Origin of the sequence: Peterkaempfera podocarpi, from assembly GCF_042466665.1 — a bacterium.
GTDB lineage: Bacteria > Actinomycetota > Actinomycetes > Streptomycetales > Streptomycetaceae > Peterkaempfera > Peterkaempfera podocarpi.
In genome coordinates this window covers 4,237,658-4,256,690 of record NZ_CP162102.1, presented here as the reverse complement: position 1 = coordinate 4,256,690, position 19,033 = coordinate 4,237,658, and the positions used below count along the sequence as shown (strand labels likewise).

Here is a 19,033-nt window from a genome sequence, read left to right as displayed (position 1 = left end):
GTAGCGGTGGGATTCGAACCCACGGTGGAGTTGCCCCACACACGCTTTCGACGTCTGCACCCGGATGGTGGGGGCAGTTCTCCGTGATCCGGGACTGTGCGCGCCCGTACAGCGACGCACTTCAGCGGCCCCGTGGCCCGGAGCGGCATCGCCGAAGAACTTGCCTGAACCATGACGGACGAGACTGCGGATGAGACTGGAACACAGGACGCAGCCGGTTCTGCCACGGCGCGACGGAGGAAGCCATGCCTGGCGGAGGGGTGGGAACCGGCGCCATGGTCCGCCATGTGTCGAAGGTACGACGCTACCGGTACGGGTGGCTGCGTGTGCGTCGCAGCTGGTCAGCGGTGGGTGCCGAGACCGTCCTCCGGCCGTGTGCCGAGTGGGCGCAGCCCGTCGTGGCGTATCCCGCTTCTCTACGCCGATAGCCTTGGACCGACGAGGGTACGGGGAGGTCCGCACCGCCTCGGACGGTTGGAGGAGGGTGCCAGGAGTGGGGGCAGTGACGAGGTCCCGTCCGGCGGCCGGTCTCGAGTCAGCAGTCCCGGACCGGGAACGGCTGTCCGGGTGCCTGCCGGAGCTCGCCGCAGGTGGAGCGGTGTTCCTTCCCTCGGATCCGCCCCGGTCCGGACGGGTGGCCTTCTGGACGCCCGGTGGTGAGCCACCGGACCTCGGAGTGGAACCCGAGGAACTCACCGTGGTCCGTGCGCACGGCTCGTCGGTGCGCCGGGTCCGGGTGGCAGCGGTGCTGCTGCCGGTGGAGCAGGCGCTGCCGCTGCTGACACGGTGCCGGGCGATCGATACGGACGGCAACGGGCAGGCGTCGGCCGGCGGCTCTTCGGGCAGTACGGCGTTCTGGGGCGCGGCGGCGCTGCTCGCGCTGCGACTCCTCGCCCGCGGGCGAGTGCTGCCCGGGGTGTCGACGGAAGGCTTTGACACGTGGCGGGTCGGCCCGCTGGACGTGGAGGACCATGACCGGGTTGCTTCCCTGGCAGCCGCGATGCCGCCGGAGGCCCGCGCGGTCGCGGTCCCTGGCCTGTCCCCGCTCGCGCTGCCGACGGCCGAGCCGCTGCTCCGGGCTTTTCTGGACGCCGTGGCCGACTCCTTGACCCGCCCGCCCGCCGCCCGCCATGTGTCCCAGGGAGCGGCATTCGCCGTCCGTGCACCACAGCGTGTGCCCGAGCAGCGCGCCTGGGCGGCGGAGGTCGCCGCAGGCCGCGACGCGGGCCTGTCGGTGTCGCTGCGACTGGAGCTGGGCCACGGGGAGTCCTTCCGGGCCGTGGTCCAACTGCAGAGCCTGGCCGATCCCACGGTGCTCGCCGACGCCGCGGACCTGTGGTCCGGCGCGGCCACCGCCCCGGAACTGTTCGGCCCCCGGGCTCAGGTGGACACGCTGCTGACGCTCCGGCGCGCCGCGCGTGCCTGGCCCCCAGCCGCGCGTCTGTTGGACGCGGCCGCCCCGGCCGGCCTCGACCTGTCCGACGAGGAGGCCCAGGAGCTGCTGGGTGAGGCGGCGGAGAGCCTGTCCGCAGCCGGGGTCGCCGTCCACTGGCCCAAGGAACTGGTGCGCGAGCTGACCGCAGCCGGGATTCTGGAGCCCGTACGTCGCCAGGGGACGCAGTCCTCGGCGGAGTCCTTCCTGTCCGCCGGCGGGCTCCTGGACTTCCGCTGGCGGGTCGCGCTCGGAGACCAGGAGCTCACCGAGGAGGAGCTGGAACGCCTCGTCCAGACGCACCGGCCGATCGTGCGGCTGCGTGACCAGTGGGTGGTCGTGGACCCGGGGCTGGTCCGCCGCCTGCGCCGGACGGCGCAGTCCACGATGTCCTCGCTGACCGCGATCGACGCCTTGGGCGCCGCGCTGACCGGCACCGTCGAGGTGGACGGCGAACAGGTAGCGGTCACCGCAGGGGGCGTCCTGGAGGAGTTGCGTTCTCGGATCGCCGACCCCGAGTCCCGTGCCGCGCGCGAGCCCCAGGGGCCGCCGACGGCGCTGGCCGCGACCCTGCGCGACTACCAGCTGCGCGGCCTGAACTGGCTGAACCGGATGACCGTACTCGGGCTGGGGGGCTGCCTCGCCGACGACATGGGGTTGGGCAAGACCGTCACCCTGATCGCCCTGCACCTGCGCCGCCAGGAACGAAAGGCCACCGCAGGACCGACCCTGGTGGTCTGCCCGGCCTCGCTGCTCGGCAACTGGGAACGCGAGATCCAGCGCTTCGCACCAGGTGCGTCCGTCCGCCGGTTCCACGGCCCCGGCCGCGACCTGGAAGGCCTCGATGCCGGGACCGGGGGCGGCTTTGTGCTGACCACCTACGGGACCATGCGCCGCGACGCCGAACGCCTCGCCGAGCAGCCCTGGGGACTGCTCGTCGCCGACGAGGCCCAGCACGTCAAGAACCCCTACGCACACACCGCCCAGGCGCTGCGCACGATCCCCTCGCAGGGCCGGGTCGCGCTGACCGGCACTCCGGTCGAGAACAACCTGTCCGAACTGTGGGCGCTGCTCGACTGGACCACCCCGGGCCTGCTCGGCACTCTCTCCTCCTTCCGCGACCGCTACGCCAAGGCTGTCGAGGGCGACCGCGACGAGCAGGCCGCGCAGCGCCTGGCCGTACTGGTCCGACCCTTCCTGTTGCGTCGGCGCAAGTCCGACCCCGGCATCGCGCCCGAACTGCCCGCCAAGACCGAGACGGACCAGCCGGTATCACTGACGAGGGAACAGGTCTCGCTGTACGAGGCACTGGTGCGCGAGCTGATGACCGAGATCCGGGAGACACAGGGCATCGCCCGGCGCGGACTGGTGATGAAGCTGCTCACCGGCCTGAAGCAGGTGTGCAACCACCCCGCGCAGTTCTTGAAGGAACCGGCGGGCGCGAAGCTGCCCGGCCGCTCCGGGAAGCTGGAGCTGCTGGACGAGCTCTTGGACACCGTGCTGGCCGAGGACGGGTCGGCGCTGGTCTTCACCCAGTACGTGACCATGGGCAGACTGATCGAACGCCACCTGGCCGACCGCGGCGTGGACACGCTGTTTCTGCACGGAGGCACCACGGTCAAACGCCGTGAGGAGATGGTCGAGGCCTTCCAGCGCGGCGAGAGGAAGGTGTTCCTGTTGTCCCTCAAAGCCGCTGGGACAGGTCTGAACCTGACCCGGGCCGGACACGTCGTCCACTACGACCGCTGGTGGAATCCGGCAGTGGAGGACCAGGCCACCGACCGCGCCTACCGGATCGGCCAGACCCAGCCGGTCCAGGTGCACAAACTGATCGCCGAGGGAACGGTCGAGGACCGCGTCGCCGAGATGCTCCGACAGAAGCGGGAGCTGGCCGACTCGGTGCTGGGCACGGGCGAGGCTGCGTTCAGCGAACTGAGCGACAGTGAGCTGGCCGAGCTGGTCACGCTGCGACGGACGACGCGATGACCCGGCGTACCCGGCCACCTCGTTCACCCAAGGAAGCCCGCACCTTCGAGGCGCTCCCGCCGGCCAGGGGCAGCCGCGCGCCCTTCGCTGAATCCTGGTGGGGGCGCGAATGGCTGCGCGCCCTGGAGGAGTCCTCCCTGGACTCCGGCCGCCTGCAGCGCGGCCGCAGCTACGCGCGCGGCGGCGCGGTCGGGCAGGTCACCGTCGCCGCTGGAACAGCCGCCGCCCCAGTGCAGGGCAGTCGCCGGACCCCCTACCGCTCCAGCGTCCAGGTCGAGCAGCTGACGGCCCAGCAGTGGGACCGGCTGCTCGACGTGATCGCCGAGCGGGCGGCCAACATCGCCGCACTGCTCGACGGTGAGATGCCCGCCGGGCTCGCCGACGACGCCGCGGCAGCGGGCGTTCCGCTGCTGCCCGGCCCCCGGGACCTCGACCCCGAGTGCAGCTGCCCCGATTGGGGCTACCCCTGCAAACACGCTGCCGCTCTCTGCTACCAGCTGGCCCGACTCCTGGACCGGGACCCCTTCGTCCTGCTGCTGCTGCGTGGCCGCGGCGAGCGTGAACTGATGGACGAACTCGGCCGCCGCAACACAGTCCGGGCGGCCGCCGAAGCGACAGCGAGAGTCGGCGCGGGCCCAGCGGCAGCCCCAGCCCGGCCCGGTGATCCCGCGGGGCCGGCGTTCGCTTCCCGCGCTGAACTGCCACCACTGCCGCCCCCGCCGCCGCTGCCCGTCCACCCCGGCCGAGGCCCTGTGCTGGTGGGCTCCGCGGCCCCGGAGTCCGGGGTGGACGTGGCCGCGCTCGAACTCCTCGCCGCTGACACCGCGACGCGCGCCCACCACCTGCTGCGCGCAGCCCTCGGCCCCCGGTATGCGGAGACCGCTCCACCCGTCCCGCTCACCGAGTGGCAGGACACCGTCCGCCTCGCCGCCTCCCATCCCGACCTCGAGGTCTTCGCCCGAATCTCCTCGAGCTGCGGTCGCTCCCCCGGCGAGCTCGCCGCCGCCGTCCGCGCCTGGCGGCACGGCGGTGTGGCGGCCCTGGACGTGCTGGAGAACCCCTGGAGCCCACCCGCGGCCCGCCTGGAGCGCGAGCGTGCCACGTTGCGCGCGGAGTGGGCCGACGGCCAACCGCCCAAGCTGCGCATCTGGCGCAACCGCTGGACCGTCGAGGGCCGTGACGCCCAGCTCCGTCTGGGCCAGGACGGACTGTGGTATCCGTACACCAAAGACGGAGCCGACTGGTGGCCGGCCGGACCACCCGACGCCGACCCCACCGTCGTCCTGACCGCCCTCCTCGCCGTGTGACGCGCTGTTCCGGGCCCGTTGATCCAGCTGCGGCGAAGCGGGGCCTCCCTGGGAACGCACGCGGCGCTGCTGCTCAGCGGCGGTAGCGGTGGGATTCGAACCCACGGTGGAGTTTCCACTGCACACGATGTCGAGGTCTGCACCTGCCTCTCGGGCGTGCAGAAGGCTGCCCTCCGTGTTCCAGAAGAGCTCGGGCGCCTTCGTTCCCGCAGGTCAGAGCTGCAGTGACGAGAACTCTGGGCGTTCCCGACGCGTGCGAACGCGGGCGGATGAGCTGAGGTCGGCACTACTCCGCACTGAGAGAGGTATGGTTATGAGACCTGCACTTCTCTCAAGGTGGGGCATTGTGCTGCTGAAGCCTGCGGACATGTTCGACCGGGACCGGGAGTGGGCCCAGCTGGCCGACTTCGTGGAGGATGAGAGGCCCGGTGCCACCTTGGGTGTGGTCTCCGGGCGGCGAAGGCAGGGGAAGAGTTTTCTCCTGGAGGCGGTCTGTCAGCAGGCCGGCGGGTTCTACTTCTCGGCCCAGGAGGCGACCGAGGCCGAATCTCTGGCACTGATCGGCGCGGCGTTGACGCGGTACCTGAACCCGGTAGCACCTGTCGAACCGAGGGACTGGCCCGCGGTGCTGGACATCCTGCTGCGGCTCGGCCGGGAACGGCCGGTGCCGGTGGTGATCGACGAGTTCCCGTACCTGGCGCGTACCTCCCCGGCCCTGCCTTCGATGATCCAGGCGGCCTACGCGCCGCGCCGCGCCGAGCGGATGGAGTCCCGGACCAGGCTGATGCTCTGCGGCTCGGCGATGTCCTTCATGGGCAAACTGCTGTCCGGTGATGCCCCGCTGCGCGGCCGGGCCTCGCTGGACCTGACGGTGCACACCCTTGACCACCGTGCTGCAGCGCGCTTCTGGGGACTCGGGGAGCCGCGGCTGGCCTTGCTCGTCCATGCGGTGGTCGGCGGTACGCCGGCCTATCGAACAGAGATGATCCGTTACGACGTCCCGCATGATCTTTCGGACTTCGACGCCTGGGTGGCCCGCGCGATCCTGTCGCCCGGCAGCCCGATGTTCCTGGAGGCCCGGTACCTGCTCGCCGAGGAGCCGGACCTGCGAGACGGGGCGCTGTACCACTCGGTGCTGGCCGCGATCGCGGAGGGGAACACCGGCCGGGGCGGCATCGCCGGGCACGTGGGTCGCAAGAGCAACGAACTCGCCCACCCGCTCACCGTGCTCGAGGACGCCGGACTGGTCGTGCGGGAGCAGGATGCCTTCCGGGGCAACCGCACCGACTTCCGGATCAACGAGCCCCTGCTGGCCTTCTACCACGCCATCATGCGGCCCTACTGGTCGCAGTTGCTGCGCGGGAACGCCGCCGACCGGATCTGGGAACGCAGCCAGGGGCGGTTCGCCGGGAGCATCATGGGCCCGCACTTCGAGCGACTGTGCCGTGAGTGGGCGCTCTACCACTCCGGTGACCGCTTCGGCGACTGGCCCGCCCAGGTCGCGTCGGGAACGGTCAATGACCCCGCCAACAAGACCACCTGCCAGGTGGACGTGGCGGTCCTCGGCTACGCCGACGGTGCCCGCCCACCGCTGCTGGCCATCGGCGAGGCCAAGTGGAACGACGTGATGGGTCTCGGCCACCTGGAACGTCTTCGGCGCATCCGTGAGCTGCTCAGGTCGAGCGGCAAGTACGACACCTCGGGCACCCGGCTTCTCTGCTTTTCCGGTGCCGGATTCACCGCGGACCTGGGCGAGCTGGCCGGGAACGGCGAGGTCGAGCTCATCGGGCTGGACGAGCTGTACACCACGGACTGACAGTCGCGCGGCAAGCACGTCGTGCCGGACGTGTTCCTTTCCTGCCAGAGCCTCCGCAGAAGGGCGTCATATGGTCGAGGACCAGCCATTTTTGGCTCGGGGCGCCATCATCCGGCGCTGATCCCGGACGTCCGGGTGAGACTGCGAATGAGACTGAGAACGCCGAGGGCCCGCCAGATCACTGGCGGGCCCTCGGCGTTCGTACTGCTCAGAAGCGGTAGCGGTGGGATTCGAACCCACGGTGGAGTTGCCCCCACACACGCTTTCGAGGCGTGCTCCTTTGGCCGCTCGGACACGCTACCGGGAGAGACTCTACCGGACGGGTCGGGCGGCGACGAAATCGTTGGTGCGCGCCGGTCGGGTCAGCCGGGGATACCGCGATGGGTGTCGAAGAAGGCGGTGAGTGCCGCCCCGCAGGCCTCGGCCAGGACGCCGTGGACCACCTCGGGGCGGTGGTTGAGACGGCGGTCGCGGATGACGTCCCAGAGCGAGCCCGCAGCCCCGGCCTTGTCGTCCACGGCGCCGTAGACGACCCGGTCCAGCCTGGAGAGCACGATGGCGCCCGCACACATGGTGCAGGGCTCCAGGGTGACCACCAGGGTGCAGCCGGTCAGCCGCCACTCGCCGACCGCCTGCGCCGCCTCCCGGATCGCGAGCACCTCGGCGTGGGCGGTCGGGTCGCCGACCGCCTCGCGCTCATTGTGCCCGCGGCCGATCACCGAGCCGTCCGGCCCCAGCACCAGCGCGCCCACGGGGACGTCGCCGGTGGCCGGGGCCAGGGCAGCCTCGGCGAGGGCCAGGTGCATGGGCCCGGCCCAGCGGTCGCGTACCGGATCGGGGCGTACGGGAGCCGGGAGTGGCGTGGTCTGCATGCCACCAGTGTCGGCCACCGGTGGCATCGCCCGTTACCGGACCGCCTCCAGCACCTCGCCGCAGCCCAGCGACTCGGCGATCTCCGAGAGGGCGTCCCCGGGGACGGCTCCCTCGCCGCTCATGGCGAGCAGGGCCTTGGCGGAGATGCCGAACTCGGTGAGCACCTCGGTGTCGCCCAACGGGCCGGCCGGCACGCCGTCCGCCCCCGTCACCGGGCTGTCGTCGTCATCGTCGTCGTCGGACGCGGAGCCTGACCCGTCGGACGAGTCGTCGTCCAGCTCGGCCACCAGGTTGTCGAGGTCGTCGAGCTCATCGCCCGGGGAACGGCCCACCAGTTCGTCGGTGAGCACGATCTCCCCGTAGGCACTGCGTGCGGCGGCTGCGCCGTCCGACACGAAGATCCGCGGGTCCTCCTCGCCGTCCACCCGGACGACTGCGAACCACGCGTCCTCCTGCTCGATGAAGACCAGTACCGTCTCCTCCTCGTCGGAGGCCTCGCGCGCCAGGTCGGCCAGGTCGGCGAGGGTTTCGACGTCGTCGAGCTCCGTCTCGTTCACGCTCCACCCGTCCTCGGTGCGAGCGAGCACTGCAGCGAAGTACGCCACCAGGACACTCCCATGGTCTCGGCTGTTGGAGAGCCGGGGCGGGTGGACGGCCCAGGGAGAGCGCCCCCGCTCCAGAGGGAGCCCGCTTCTCGGACGCCCCAATCGGAATCGTGACAGAAACCCTGCCACTGCGGGGGGTGTTCCGCAGCGCATCTTTGCAGGTCGTGTCGGAGCCCGGCGCGGCGCAGCGGCCCGCGGGGCGGTCGTCAGAAGCGGAAGGTCCTCATCCGTACCGCTTCGCGCATCCGACGTTCCTTGGTGCGCCTCGGTTGCACCCGCTCACGCAGCTCGCGGGCCTCGGCCAGTTCCCGCAGGAAGACGGCCCGGCGGCGGCGCCGCTCGGCGTCGGACTCCTTGCGCCGTTCGGCCGCTGCCCGGTCATCCGCGGATATCTCCCCGGCGTCGGACGCGGCCGCGGCCCTGGCGGCCGAGGTGCTGCCGCGCTGCCGCCGGACACGGTCCCTCTCGGACCGGCTCTGCTCCGCCATGCGATCCCCTGAGATCCGCGCGCACTACCTGCCCGCGCTGCTGTGCCGTGGCCGACGGGGTGCCTACCGCGCCGGCCCCCCGACCGTTCACAGGGTCAGACTTTCCCCGTCCGGGCGCATTGATTCCGCCGTACGGGGTGCGAGGTGGCGGTGCGAAGCCCCGCCCATGGCTCGTACGGGTGTCCGGGCTCGGTTACTGTCTCATCATGCGGATCCATGTCCTCGACCACCCGCTGGTCGCCCACAAGCTGTCGACCCTGCGCGACGAGCGCACCGACTCGCCCACCTTCCGCCGGCTCGCCGACGAGCTGGTCACCCTGCTTGCGTACGAGGCGACCCGGGACGTCCGCACCGACGAGGTGGAGATCACCACCCCGGTGGCGGTCACCCTGGGCACCCGGCTCAGCTATCCCCGCCCGCTGGTGGTCCCGATCCTGCGGGCCGGCCTCGGCATGCTGGACGGGATGACGCGGCTGCTGCCGACCGCAGAGGTGGGCTTCCTCGGCATGATCCGCAACGAGGAGACCCTGGAGGCCTCCACGTATGCGACGCGGATGCCGGACGACCTCTCCGGCCGCCAGGTGTACGTCCTGGACCCGATGCTGGCGACCGGCGGCACCCTGGTCGCGGCGATCCGGATGCTGATGGACCGCGGCGCCGACGACGTGACCGCGATCTGCCTGCTGGCCGCGCCCGAAGGGGTCGCGGTGATGGAGAAGGAGCTGGCCGGGCTGCCGGTGACGGTGGTGACCGCCGCCGTCGACGACCACCTCAACGAGCAGGGCTACATCGTCCCGGGCCTCGGCGACGCGGGAGACCGCCTCTACGGCACCGCGGGCTGACGACCTCAGCGCAGTGGCCGGCGGCGCCCTCCGAGGGCGCCGCCGGCCACTGCGCTGTGCGGACGGGTTCAGCAGTGGGCGGAGGGCTTCGGCGAGGGCTTGGTGGCCACGGCGAGTGCCTTCTCGGCCTGGGCCGGGCTGAGCAGGGCGGTGAAGCCGTTGCCGATCACAAAGTCCACCGAGGCGTCCTTGCGGGTGTCCGAGGTGGTCTTGGCGCCCTTGATGTGGGTGCCGAGCAGCAGCAGTGCCTTGCTCGCGGACGGGCCGCCGATCAGCCGGGCGGACTCCTTGACCTTCTTGTCCAGCGCGGGCGTGGCGTTCCCGACCATGCCGATCTTGAAGCCGCGCTTCTTGAGCTCGTTGGCGGTGCGGCCGGCCAGGCCGCCCCTGGTGGTGGCGTTGTAGACGTTCACGGTGACCGCCTGCGGCTTGGGTACGGCCGTGGGCGCCGGGGAGGCGGCGTCACCGGCCGCGCCGTGCGCGGCGGACTTGGAGGCACTGGGGGCGGCTGCCGGGCAGGAACCCGCAGAAAGCTTCCTGCCGGCACTGCCGAAGATGTCCGTCAGCTGCACCGCGCCCCAGCTGATGACGGCGACGACCAGCACCGTCGACACCAGGGCGACGATCCGCCGGCGGCGTTTGTTGGGTGGGACCAGTCGGGGATAGCTGTTTCCGGTGACCCGGTACTGCTTCCCCTTCAGGCCTGGGGGAGTCAACATGCTCACCGTGTGTCGCCCCCTCGCGCCGGGACAGGCATTCGATACGGCTGCGGGTATCGCAGAGACCGTGGTCAACAACATAGTGCCGACCTCGCGTGAGCGTACTAAATGATCATCATCTGGAGTATGGGGGTACCCGAAAGGATGTACAAAGCGATATCCAGCAGGCGGAGAGGCGTCCGTGGGCGTACGGCCCGCGGGTCACTCCAGTTCGAGGACGCGGGCGTGCAGCACCTGCCGCTGCTGCAGGGCGGCGCGCACGGCGCGGTGCAGCCCGTCCTCCAGGTAGAGATCGCCGTGCCACTTCACCACGTGCGCGAAGAGGTCGCCGTAGAACGTGGAGTCCTCGGCGAGCAGGGTTTCCAGATCGAGCTGGCCCTTGGTGGTCACCAACTGGTCCAGCCGCACCGGGCGCGGGGCGACGTCCGCCCACTGTCGGGTGCTGCTCCGGCCGTGATCCGGGTACGGCCGCCCGTTGCCGATGCGCTTGAAGATCACACGGAGAGCCTACCGTTCCTGTGGGCAGCGGCGCAGCAAGGACGCCTCACCTCGCCCGTCCACCCCACCTCACCTGCGAGGATGCGGCAGATCTGGGCGGCGGGCAACGGCGCGATGTCAGCTCTCGGGTGCTCTGCGGTGTTTGATGGAGGATTATCCGAGTTGGTGGAGGGCGGCGCCGATGCGGTCCATCGAGGAGAGCCGCATCAGACCGTAGTGGTAGAACTCCACCTCGGGTACGCCCAGCTCGCGCAGCACCGCCACCTTGGCCGCCAGGTTCGCCGCCCCGTCGCAGTCCTCCGCCATCGGCCGCAGGATCACCGCCATCTCCTGCGGGCGGACCCCGTGCAGGGCGAAGGCGGCGACCTTCTCGCGCACCGCCTCCGCGGACGCGGCGTAGCCCAGGGTCTCCACCTGGTGGACGGCCTTGCCGAGGGCGGGGAGGTCGATCCCGGAGAGCCAGCCGGTGCCGGGGCCGCCGCCGTCCATGAAGCTGAGCCGCATACCCAGCCCCTCCGCCACCTCGGCCGCCTCGGCGGCCAGCGAGGTGACCGTGGCCGCCGAGGCGTCGACGTACGCGGCCAGCGCCCCGTCGGCCAACCGGTCGAGCCGGCCGGGCTCCGCCGCGGCGTCCTCGTCCGCCAGTCGGCGCCGCACCTCGGTCCGCACCGAGTCGCGGACCTCGTCGGCGGGTACGCCCGCGGCGGCTGCGGCGGCCCGGCAGTGGTCGCAGAAGCAGATCCCGAGGAGGGCCTCGGCGACCGGGCCGAGCTGCTCGAAGTAGCGCTCGTGGTGGTAGCCGTGGCGCAGGCCGTGGAAGTGCAGCGACTCCGCCCGTACCGCGTCCACCCCGTAGCGGCCCAGCTCGGCGACCAGGGTGCGGACGTACTCGCGCACCTCGGGGTGGGCCGGGCAGAGCTCCGTCAGATGCCGGTCGCCGAAGGCGTTGGCGGGGGCGCAGTCCGGGTGCTGGAAGCCGAGCCGGTCGTTGTGCAGGAAGACGGTCCAGGCGTGCAGCCGCATCCCGCGGCGTGCGGCCTGCCCGGCGGCCTCGGCGAAGGGGTCGCGGTCGCCGATCGCGGTCGAGGCGGTGGGGGCCAGCCGGCGGCCGCGCCAGGCCGCCGGGTCCGGACGGAAGTAGGCGGCCCCGGGCTCCAGATAGCGGACCACCCGGTGGGGGTTGTGCGGGAAGATGTCGCGTGCCTCGTGGTACACCGAGGCCAGGCTGACCCCGCCCACTCCCGCCCGCTCGGCCAGATTGCCGAAGAACCGGTCCGGCCCCTCGTCGAGCAGGTCGGTGGCGAAAGCGAGGACGGACGACTCCACGGTGCGGCTCCGGCGGTTCGATGAGGCGGCGGTGGTCTCCACGCTAGCCACCGCCCACTGAATTGGTCTATACCTCAGTGGGTCCCCGGTTGCTCCCGGGCCGCGTTGTCGGTGGTCGCCGCTAGTGTCCCCGGCTATCGAAACCGGTGCACGGGGAGGCAGCAGATGAGGTTCCAGGTGGAGCGCGGCGTCCTGGCCGAGGCGGTGGGCCGGGCTGCCCGCGCACTGCCCGGCAGACCGGCGCAGCCGGTGCTCGCCGGGCTGCGGCTGACCGCCGCGGAGGGGCGGCTGGCCGTCGCCGGGTACGACCACGAGGTCTCCGTCCGGGCCTCGGTCCAGGCCGATGTGGTGGAGCCCGGCGAGGTGCTGGTGGCCGGGCGCAGGCTGCTGGACGTCTGCCGGGTGCTCCCGGACGGCCCGCTGGAGTGCACGCTGGAGGGGGCCCGGCTGGCGGTCACCGGCGGTGGCACCCGGTTCGGCCTCTCGGCGCTGCCGCTCGACGACTACCCGGCGCTGCCGGCCGTGCCGGTCACCGTCGGAGAGCTGGACGCCGCGGAGTTCGCCGCCGGGGTGGCCCAGGTCGCGGTGGCCGCCGACCGTGACGACACACTCCCCGTCCTCACCGGTGTCCGGCTCGAACTCGACGGGGACACCCTCACCCTGTCCGCCACCGACCGCTACCGCTTCGCCGTGCGCACCCTGCCGTGGCGGCCGCTGCTCCCCGCGTCGGACCGGGTGGACGCGGTGGTCTCGGCCCGGCGGCTGCTGGAGGCCGCCCGCGTACCGGCCGACAGCGGGACGGTCCGGCTGGCCCTCGGCGACGGGACGCTCGGGCTCCTCGGCCGCGACACGACCGCCACCATGCGGCTGCTGGACGGCATCCTGCCCGGGTACGCCAAGCTCTTCGCCCTGCCGGAGCCGGTCCTCGGGGTCGCCGAGCGCAGCCTGCTGGCCGAGGCCGTCAAGCGGGTCGCGGTGGTGACCGAGCGCCACAGCCCGCTGCGGCTGGCCTTCACCGCGGAGTCGCTGCTGCTGGAGGCCGGCGCGGGCGACGACGACACCGCCTCCGTGCGGCTGCCGGCCGCGCTGGACGGCCCCGCCGTGACGGTGGCCTTCAACCCCGGCTATCTGGTGGACGCGCTGGCCGCGCTGGACGCCCCGTATGTGGAGTTCGCACTGCTGGGCCCGGGGCAGCGGGTGCTGCTGGCAGGGCGGGACAGCGCCGAGGCCACGGCGGACCCGGGCCATCGGCACCTGCTGATGTCACTGAAGTCGACGGGCTGAGGTCCGGTACGCCCCCGCGTCCGCTCAGAGCAGCCCGAGATCGCCCAGCTCCTTGTGCAGGTCGGCGCGGGGCCCACCGGCCGGCGCGGAGGGCGCCCCGGACACCGCGGGGGCGGACTCCCCGCCGACGCGGCGGGCCGGGCGCGGGCGGCGGCGGTCCCGGAAGATCCAGGCCCCGGCCAGCCCGCCGACCAGGCCGCCCAGATGCCCCAGCCAGCTCACCCCGGGGGTGCCGGGGACGGCCACCAGCAGCAGATAGGCGAACGAAGCCGCCATCACGACCCCGACCAGGGTGTCGATCAGATGCCGGTCGAAGACCCCGCGCAGCACCACATAGCCGAACCAGCCGAAGATCAGCCCACTGGCGCCGATCGTCACCACATCGCCGCCCTCGAAGAACCACACCGCGGCTCCGCTGGTCAGCGCCACCAGCACGGTCAGCCCCAGGAAACGCTTCACCCCGCGGTAGGCGGAGAGGAAGCCGAAGATGAACAGCGGGCCGGAGTTCCCCTCCAGATGCGCCCAGTTGGCATGCAGCAGCGGTGCCGTGACGATGCCGCCCAGCCTGCCGGGATCATGGGCCACCAGGCCGAACTGGGCGTCCAGCCGGTAGTCGTCCAGCCAGTTGACCAGTTGCAGGGCCCACACCAGCACCAGGAAGCCGAGCATCACAAAGAACGCCCTCCGCGCCTCCGCGACCATCAGCTCCGCACTGCCGCCACTCGTCGACGAGCCGCCCATGCCGCTGCCCCTCTTCCCCTGCCGACCGGCCTGGAGCCGGTCCCCGGAACGCCGCCCCTGAGTGCCGGCACCCGAAGAATAGGACCCCGGTCGCGGGACGACGGTTGCTCTGGCTACATGGAAGGCGAGGAAGGTGATCGGGTGACTGCACCGGACCGCCGAGGCACCGGCATTCCCCGCCGGGCCGTGCTGTGGACGGTCGGCGCGCTGGCAGTGCCGACCGTGGCAGGCAGCGTGGCCCGCAGCGTGCGGCCGGGACCGGCAGTGCTGCCGGACGCCTCCGACGGGCGCCCCGCGGCACGGCCCCCCGGCGGCACCGCCACCACCCTGCAACTGGTCGCCCACCCCGACGACGACCTGTACTTCATGAACCCGGACATCCAGCAGTCGATCGCCGAGGGTGCCCGGGTCGTCTCCGTCTACCTCACCGCGGGCGACGCCACCGGCCGCAACCGGGTACCCGGCGGGCCCCCGCCGCGCCGCGACCGCGCCGCGTACTCCGCCGCCCGGCACCAGGGACTGCGGCAGGCCTATGCGCTGATGGCCACGGGCCGGGTCTTCGCCCCGTGGCGGCGATCGGTGCTGGAACTGCCCGGCGGCCGGCGCGCCGAGGTCGACCGGCTGGCCGAGCGCCCCGAGGTGGCGCTGGTCTTCCTCAACCTGGAGATGTACTCGGACCCGGTCACCCCGTACAGCATCACCCTGCGTGACCTGTGGCACCGGCCGGGCACCGTGGTGCGGACCCGCAACGCCGCCGGCTCACCCCTGGACGAGGTGCAGGTCTACACCCGCGACGACCTGATCGAGACGCTGGTGCAGCTCCTCGCCCACTATCGGCCGTCCCTGGTGCGCACCATGGATCCCGACCCCGACGAGCAGGTGCACGACGCCGCCCACGCCCGCGACGCCGACCAGCCCGGCTTCTCCGACCACGCCGACCACACCGCCGCGGGCCTCTTCGCCTGGGCGGCGCTGGCCCGCCGGGGCCCGGCCGGAGGCCTGGCGACGGCCTATCGCGGCTACTACAACGACCGGTGGCCGCCCGGACTCTCCGGCCCGGCCCGGGAGACCAAGCGGGCCTGGCTGGACGCCTACGGCGGAGCTCCGACCTGGCCCTGCGGGGACCCGTCCGGCTGCGGCGACTACGAGGTCGGCGGCGACGACTCCGACCGGCACCACTGGCCGTGGTCCACCACCTACCGCTGGGCCGGGCCGCAGCCCTGGGCGGGCCATGACGCGGAGGGACGGCTCACCGTCTTCGCGGTACGCGGGACCCGGTTGCTGATGTGGCAGGAGAAGGTGCCCGGCAGCGGGCGGCTGGGCACCGCGCTGGATCTGGGCGGCGCCCCGCTCGCCCCGTCGGTCACCGCGGTGCGGCAGGCCGACGGTTGCTGGCTGGTCCTCGCCGAGCGCTTCTCCGGCCTCGGCGCGGCCACCGCCGCCGACACCCGGGAGACGGTGCTGCTGGAGCAGCGGACCCCCGGCGGGCCGTTCCGCGCCTGGCGGGGGCTGGGCAACCCACTGGCCCATCCCGACAAGGGCCGCCGTACGGGCCCGCCGACGGCGGTGCTCACCCCTGACGGCCGGGTGCATCTCCTCGTCCGCAACGCCGGCAAGGGCATCTCCGGCCGGGTGCGCTCCCCCGGCGGTGTCTGGGGCGGCTGGGCCGACCTCGGCGGCGGCGAGGTCCAGGAAGGGCTCGCCGCCGTGGTCAGCGACGGGCTGCTGGAGCTCTTCGCCGCGGGCCGGGACGGCCTGCACCGCTGGGCGCAGCGGACGCCCGGCGGCCCGGTCCGGGCGGCGGGACCCACCGGCCTGCCGGCCCCCGGTACCCCGCCCGCCGCCGCCGTCGCCCCCGACGGCACCGTCCGGATCGCCTACCGGCTGCCGCTGACCGCGCAGCCGGCCGTCTACAGCTGGGACGGCCGGCGCGGCCGCCGCCGGGATGCGGCGCTGCCGGCCGGGGGCACGGCCCGGTCGCCCTGGTCCCGGCGGCGGGTGGGCTGCTGCTCGCCGTCCGCAACCCCGGCGGGGGTATCGCCGCGGCGCTGCTGGACTCCCACGGCGGCAGCCGCCCGCAGTCCCTGGGCGGGGTGCTGGCCGGGCATCCGGCGGCCGCCGCCGACCCGCAGGGGCGGCCGGTCCTGGTCTGCTTCGGTCTGGACGGACGGCTGCGGCTGTCCCGCAGCAGCGGAACGCAGGTCGGCGAGGTCCGTTTCGGACCCTGGGAAGCGGCCGAGAGATGAGCGGTCGGGCGCCGCCGTCACACCCCCGGCCGCAGGGCGGCGCCACCGCTCGCCCGGGGATTCCAGGCAGTGTAGACATGGGGGTATGGCTCGACCTCGGAGCCGGTCCGGGGCCCGGTCGGCCCCGTGGTTCGCCGGTCGGCACCCGTGGGTCCGGCGTGCACGGCGGCCCGGGCAGCGGGCCGGGCGGATGCGGCCCGTACGGGGCCTGTGGGCGTGGTTGAGCGGACGCACCGTCGCGGGTCAGGTGTTCATCCTCCAGGTGATCGTGGCGCTGCTGCTGGTGGTCGCGGCCGTGGTCGCGCTGGTGCTGCAGGCGCGGTACGACAGCCAGGAGGAGGCCCGCAACCGGTCGGTGGCGGTGGCACAGACCTTCGCCAACGCGCCGGGCACCCGGGCGGCCCTGGAGAGCAGCGATCCAACGGCGCTGCTCCAGCCCAGGGCGGAGGCCGCCCGCAAGCTGTCGGACGTCGACTTCATCGTGGTGACGGACACCCAGGGGATCCGCTACACCCACCCCAAGCCCGACCGGATCGGCAAGAAGTTCGTCGGCACCATCGGCCCGGCGCTCCAGGGGAGGGTCGTCACCGAGACCATCAACGGCACCATCGGCCCCCTGGTGCAGGCGGTGGTCCCGGTCAAGGACGACCACGGCAATGTGGTCGGCCTGGTGTCGGCGGGGATCACCATCGCCAAGGTCAGCGGTGCCGTCAACCGCCAGCTGCCGATCGTGCTGGGTGCCGCGGCCGGGACGCTGGTGCTGGCCACCGGTGGCACGGCGCTGATCAGCAGGCGGCTGAAGCACCAGACCCACGGCCTTGAGCCGACCGAGATGGCGCGGATGTACGAGCACCATGACGCGGTGCTGCACGCCGTCCGGGAGGGTGTGCTGATCCTCGGCGGCGACGGCCGGCTGCTGCTGGCCAACGACGAGGCATGCCGTCTGCTGGACCTGCCGCCGGACGCGGAGGGACGCTGGATCGACGACCTGGGCCTGGACCCGCGGGCGGCCGAAGTGCTGGGCTCGGGCCGTACGGCCACCGATGTGGTGATCCTCTCCGGCGACCGGCTGCTGGCGGTGAACAACCGGCCCACGGACCGGGACGGCGGTCCCCCCGGCAGCGTTGCCACCCTGCGGGACTCCACCGAGCTGCGGGCGCTCTCCGGCCGGGCCGAGGGCGCCAGGGAGCAGCTGCGGCTGCTGTACGACGCCGGGGTGGACATCGGCACCACCCTCGATGTGGTGCGCACGGCCGAGGAGCTGACCCAGGTGGCGGTCCCCCGGTTCGCGGACTTCGTCACGGTCGACCTGGTGGAGGCCGTGCTGACGGGCGGGGAGCCGACGCCCTCGGCCGTGGCCGAGATGCGCCGGGTGGCGGTGCACGGCGTCCGCGACAACGCTCCGCTCTACCGGGCGGGCGAGCTGATCAGATTTGTCCCGTCGTCACCGCAGGCCTGGGGCTTCGGCAACGGCAGGGCGGTGGTGGAGCCCGATCTGGCTGCCGCTCCCGGATGGCTGGCGCAGGACGCCGACCGCACCTCCAGGGTGCTCGACTTCGGGATCCACTCGCTGATCACCGCACCGCTGCTGGCCAGGGGGGTGCTGCTGGGCATGGTCCACTTCTACCGCGCCCGGGGGTCCGCCCCGTTCGCGGAGGAGGACCTCTCGCTCGCCGAGGAGCTGGCGGCCCGGGCTGCGGTCTGCATCGACAACGCCCGCCGCTACACCCGTGAGCACACCGTCGCGGTGACCCTGCAGCACAGCCTGCTGCCGCGCAATCTGCCCGAGCAGAGCGCCCTGGACGTCGCCCACCGCTATCTGCCGGCCCAGGAAGGGGTGGGCGGCGACTGGTTCGACGTGGTCCCGCTGCCCGGCGCCAGGGTCGCCCTGGTGGTGGGGGACGTGGTCGGCCACGGGCTCCATGCCGCCGCGACCATGGGGCGGCTGCGTACGGCGGTGCACAACTTCTCCTCCCTGGACCTGCCGCCCGACGAGATCCTGGACCACCTGGACGAACTGGTGGGCCGTATCGACCAGGACGAGGCGTCCGCCGACGGTGGCACCGCGGTGATCGGTGCCACCTGTCTGTACGCCATCTACGACCCGGTCACCGGGCACTGCGCCATGACCAGGGCCGGCCATCTGCCGCCGGCCGTGATCCACCCGGACGGCTCGGTGGAGTTCCCGGACCTCCCCGCCGGTCCGCCGCTCGGCCTCGGCAGCATGCCGTTCGAGACGGCGGAGCTGAACCTGGCGGAAGGCAGCCGGCTGGTGCTGTACACCGACGGTCTGGTGGAGGTCCGCGACCGGGACATCGACGTCGGCCTGGAACTGCTGCGCAGCACGCTGGCCGGGGTCGCCGACCGCTCCCCGGAGGAGATCTGCACCGCGGTGCTCCAGGCCCTGCTGCCCGCCCACCCGGGCGACGACATCGCGCTGCTGGTCGCCCGTACCCGCCGGCTGGCGCCGGAGCAGGTCGCCGAGTGGGACGTCCCCTACGACCCCGCAGCGGTCGGCGAGGTGCGCGCCGCCGTCACCCGACGGCTGGCCGACTGGGGTCTGGACGAGCTGGCCTTCACCACGGAGCTGCTGCTCAGCGAGCTGATCACCAATGCGATCCGGCATGCCACCGGCCCGATCCGGGTACGGCTGCTCCGCGACGAGAGCCTGATCTGCGAGGTGTCCGACACCAGCAGCACCTCACCGCATCTGCGTTTTGCGACCACCACCGACGAGGGCGGCCGGGGGCTCTTCCTGGTCGCGCAGTTCGCCGAGCACTGGGGGACCCGGTACACCGCCGAGGGCAAGGTGATCTGGGCCGAGCAGCCGTTGCCGCCCGGCTCCGGCCGATGAGGGCCGTCGCCGCGGC

At 72.7% G+C, this 19,033-nt stretch carries 13 protein-coding genes, 1 tRNA gene and 1 pseudogene; 7 read left to right on the top strand and 8 right to left on the bottom strand.

Translation table 11 applies throughout. The features are described 5' to 3' along the window. Positions 1-598 precede the first annotated feature (598 nt). The 3 genes from AB0761_RS18655 to AB0761_RS18645 all read left to right on the top strand — a co-directional run bounded on the left by AB0761_RS18655 (position 599) and on the right by AB0761_RS18645 (position 6,541). Positions 599-3,418: a DEAD/DEAH box helicase gene (locus AB0761_RS18655; protein ID WP_377270196.1), complete on the top strand. Its 2,820-nt coding sequence runs from the start codon at positions 599-601 to the stop codon at positions 3,416-3,418. Then, positions 3,415-4,725: an SWIM zinc finger family protein gene (locus AB0761_RS18650; protein ID WP_377270194.1), complete on the top strand. Its 1,311-nt coding sequence runs from the start codon at positions 3,415-3,417 to the stop codon at positions 4,723-4,725. Before AB0761_RS18655 ends, AB0761_RS18650 begins: the two co-directional genes overlap by 4 nt. 346 nt (positions 4,726-5,071) lie before the next feature. Further along, positions 5,072-6,541, top strand: a complete 1,470-nt coding sequence (locus AB0761_RS18645; protein ID WP_377270192.1) for an ATP-binding protein — start codon at positions 5,072-5,074, stop codon at positions 6,539-6,541. Between the two features lie 215 nt (positions 6,542-6,756). Here the strand turns inward: AB0761_RS18645 and AB0761_RS18640 are convergent. The 4 genes from AB0761_RS18640 to AB0761_RS18625 all read right to left on the bottom strand — a co-directional run bounded on the left by AB0761_RS18640 (position 6,757) and on the right by AB0761_RS18625 (position 8,507). Then, positions 6,757-6,843, bottom strand: a tRNA-Ser gene (locus tag AB0761_RS18640). Between the two features lie 60 nt (positions 6,844-6,903). Continuing rightward, the gene (gene tadA, locus AB0761_RS18635) at positions 6,904-7,413 is read right to left on the bottom strand and encodes a tRNA adenosine(34) deaminase TadA (protein WP_377270191.1); all 510 of its coding nucleotides are present in this window, start codon (positions 7,411-7,413) and stop codon (positions 6,904-6,906) included. Between the two features lie 33 nt (positions 7,414-7,446). Further along, the gene (locus tag AB0761_RS18630; RefSeq protein WP_377270189.1) at positions 7,447-7,971 is read right to left on the bottom strand and encodes a hypothetical protein; all 525 of its coding nucleotides are present in this window, start codon (positions 7,969-7,971) and stop codon (positions 7,447-7,449) included. A 254-nt stretch (positions 7,972-8,225) separates the two neighbouring features. After that, a complete protein-coding gene (locus tag AB0761_RS18625) occupies positions 8,226-8,507 on the bottom strand; it encodes a hypothetical protein (RefSeq protein WP_377270187.1) in 282 nt (93 codons plus the stop codon). A 206-nt stretch (positions 8,508-8,713) separates the two neighbouring features. Between AB0761_RS18625 and upp the strand changes: the two genes are divergently transcribed. After that, positions 8,714-9,349, top strand: coding sequence for a uracil phosphoribosyltransferase (upp, locus tag AB0761_RS18620; protein ID WP_377270186.1), 636 nt, complete (start codon positions 8,714-8,716; stop codon positions 9,347-9,349). Between the two features lie 68 nt (positions 9,350-9,417). Here upp and AB0761_RS18615 read toward each other — a convergent pair whose 3' ends face one another. The 3 genes from AB0761_RS18615 to AB0761_RS18605 all read right to left on the bottom strand — a co-directional run bounded on the left by AB0761_RS18615 (position 9,418) and on the right by AB0761_RS18605 (position 11,934). After that, positions 9,418-10,068 carry a LytR C-terminal domain-containing protein gene (locus tag AB0761_RS18615; protein ID WP_377270185.1) on the bottom strand — a complete coding sequence of 217 codons (651 nt, stop codon included), beginning with the start codon at positions 10,066-10,068 and terminating at the stop codon, positions 9,418-9,420. Positions 10,069-10,269: 201 nt separating this feature from the next. Beyond that, positions 10,270-10,566: a type II toxin-antitoxin system VapB family antitoxin gene (locus AB0761_RS18610; RefSeq protein ID WP_377270184.1), complete on the bottom strand. Its 297-nt coding sequence runs from the start codon at positions 10,564-10,566 to the stop codon at positions 10,270-10,272. Between the two features lie 153 nt (positions 10,567-10,719). Beyond that, on the bottom strand, positions 10,720-11,934 hold the full coding sequence (locus AB0761_RS18605) for a hypothetical protein (RefSeq protein WP_377270182.1): 1,215 nt from the start codon (positions 11,932-11,934) through the stop codon (positions 10,720-10,722). Between the two features lie 123 nt (positions 11,935-12,057). Here AB0761_RS18605 and dnaN point away from each other — a divergent pair, with 123 nt between their 5' ends. After that, positions 12,058-13,176 carry a DNA polymerase III subunit beta gene (dnaN, locus tag AB0761_RS18600; RefSeq protein WP_377270180.1) on the top strand — a complete coding sequence of 373 codons (1,119 nt, stop codon included), beginning with the start codon at positions 12,058-12,060 and terminating at the stop codon, positions 13,174-13,176. A 24-nt stretch (positions 13,177-13,200) separates the two neighbouring features. On the opposite strand, the gene AB0761_RS18595 is transcribed toward dnaN, so the two are convergent. Next, positions 13,201-13,917 (bottom strand): rhomboid family intramembrane serine protease, encoded by a 717-nt coding sequence (locus tag AB0761_RS18595; protein ID WP_377270179.1) that lies wholly within the window; start codon positions 13,915-13,917, stop codon positions 13,201-13,203. Positions 13,918-14,034: 117 nt separating this feature from the next. Between AB0761_RS18595 and AB0761_RS18590 the strand changes: the two are divergent. Further along, a pseudogene (locus AB0761_RS18590) lies at positions 14,035-14,802 on the top strand (PIG-L family deacetylase); the annotation flags it as partial. A 1,446-nt stretch (positions 14,803-16,248) separates the two neighbouring features. After that, on the top strand, positions 16,249-19,017 hold the full coding sequence (locus tag AB0761_RS18585) for a SpoIIE family protein phosphatase (protein ID WP_377274204.1): 2,769 nt from the start codon (positions 16,249-16,251) through the stop codon (positions 19,015-19,017). Positions 19,018-19,033: the final 16 nt, after the last annotated feature.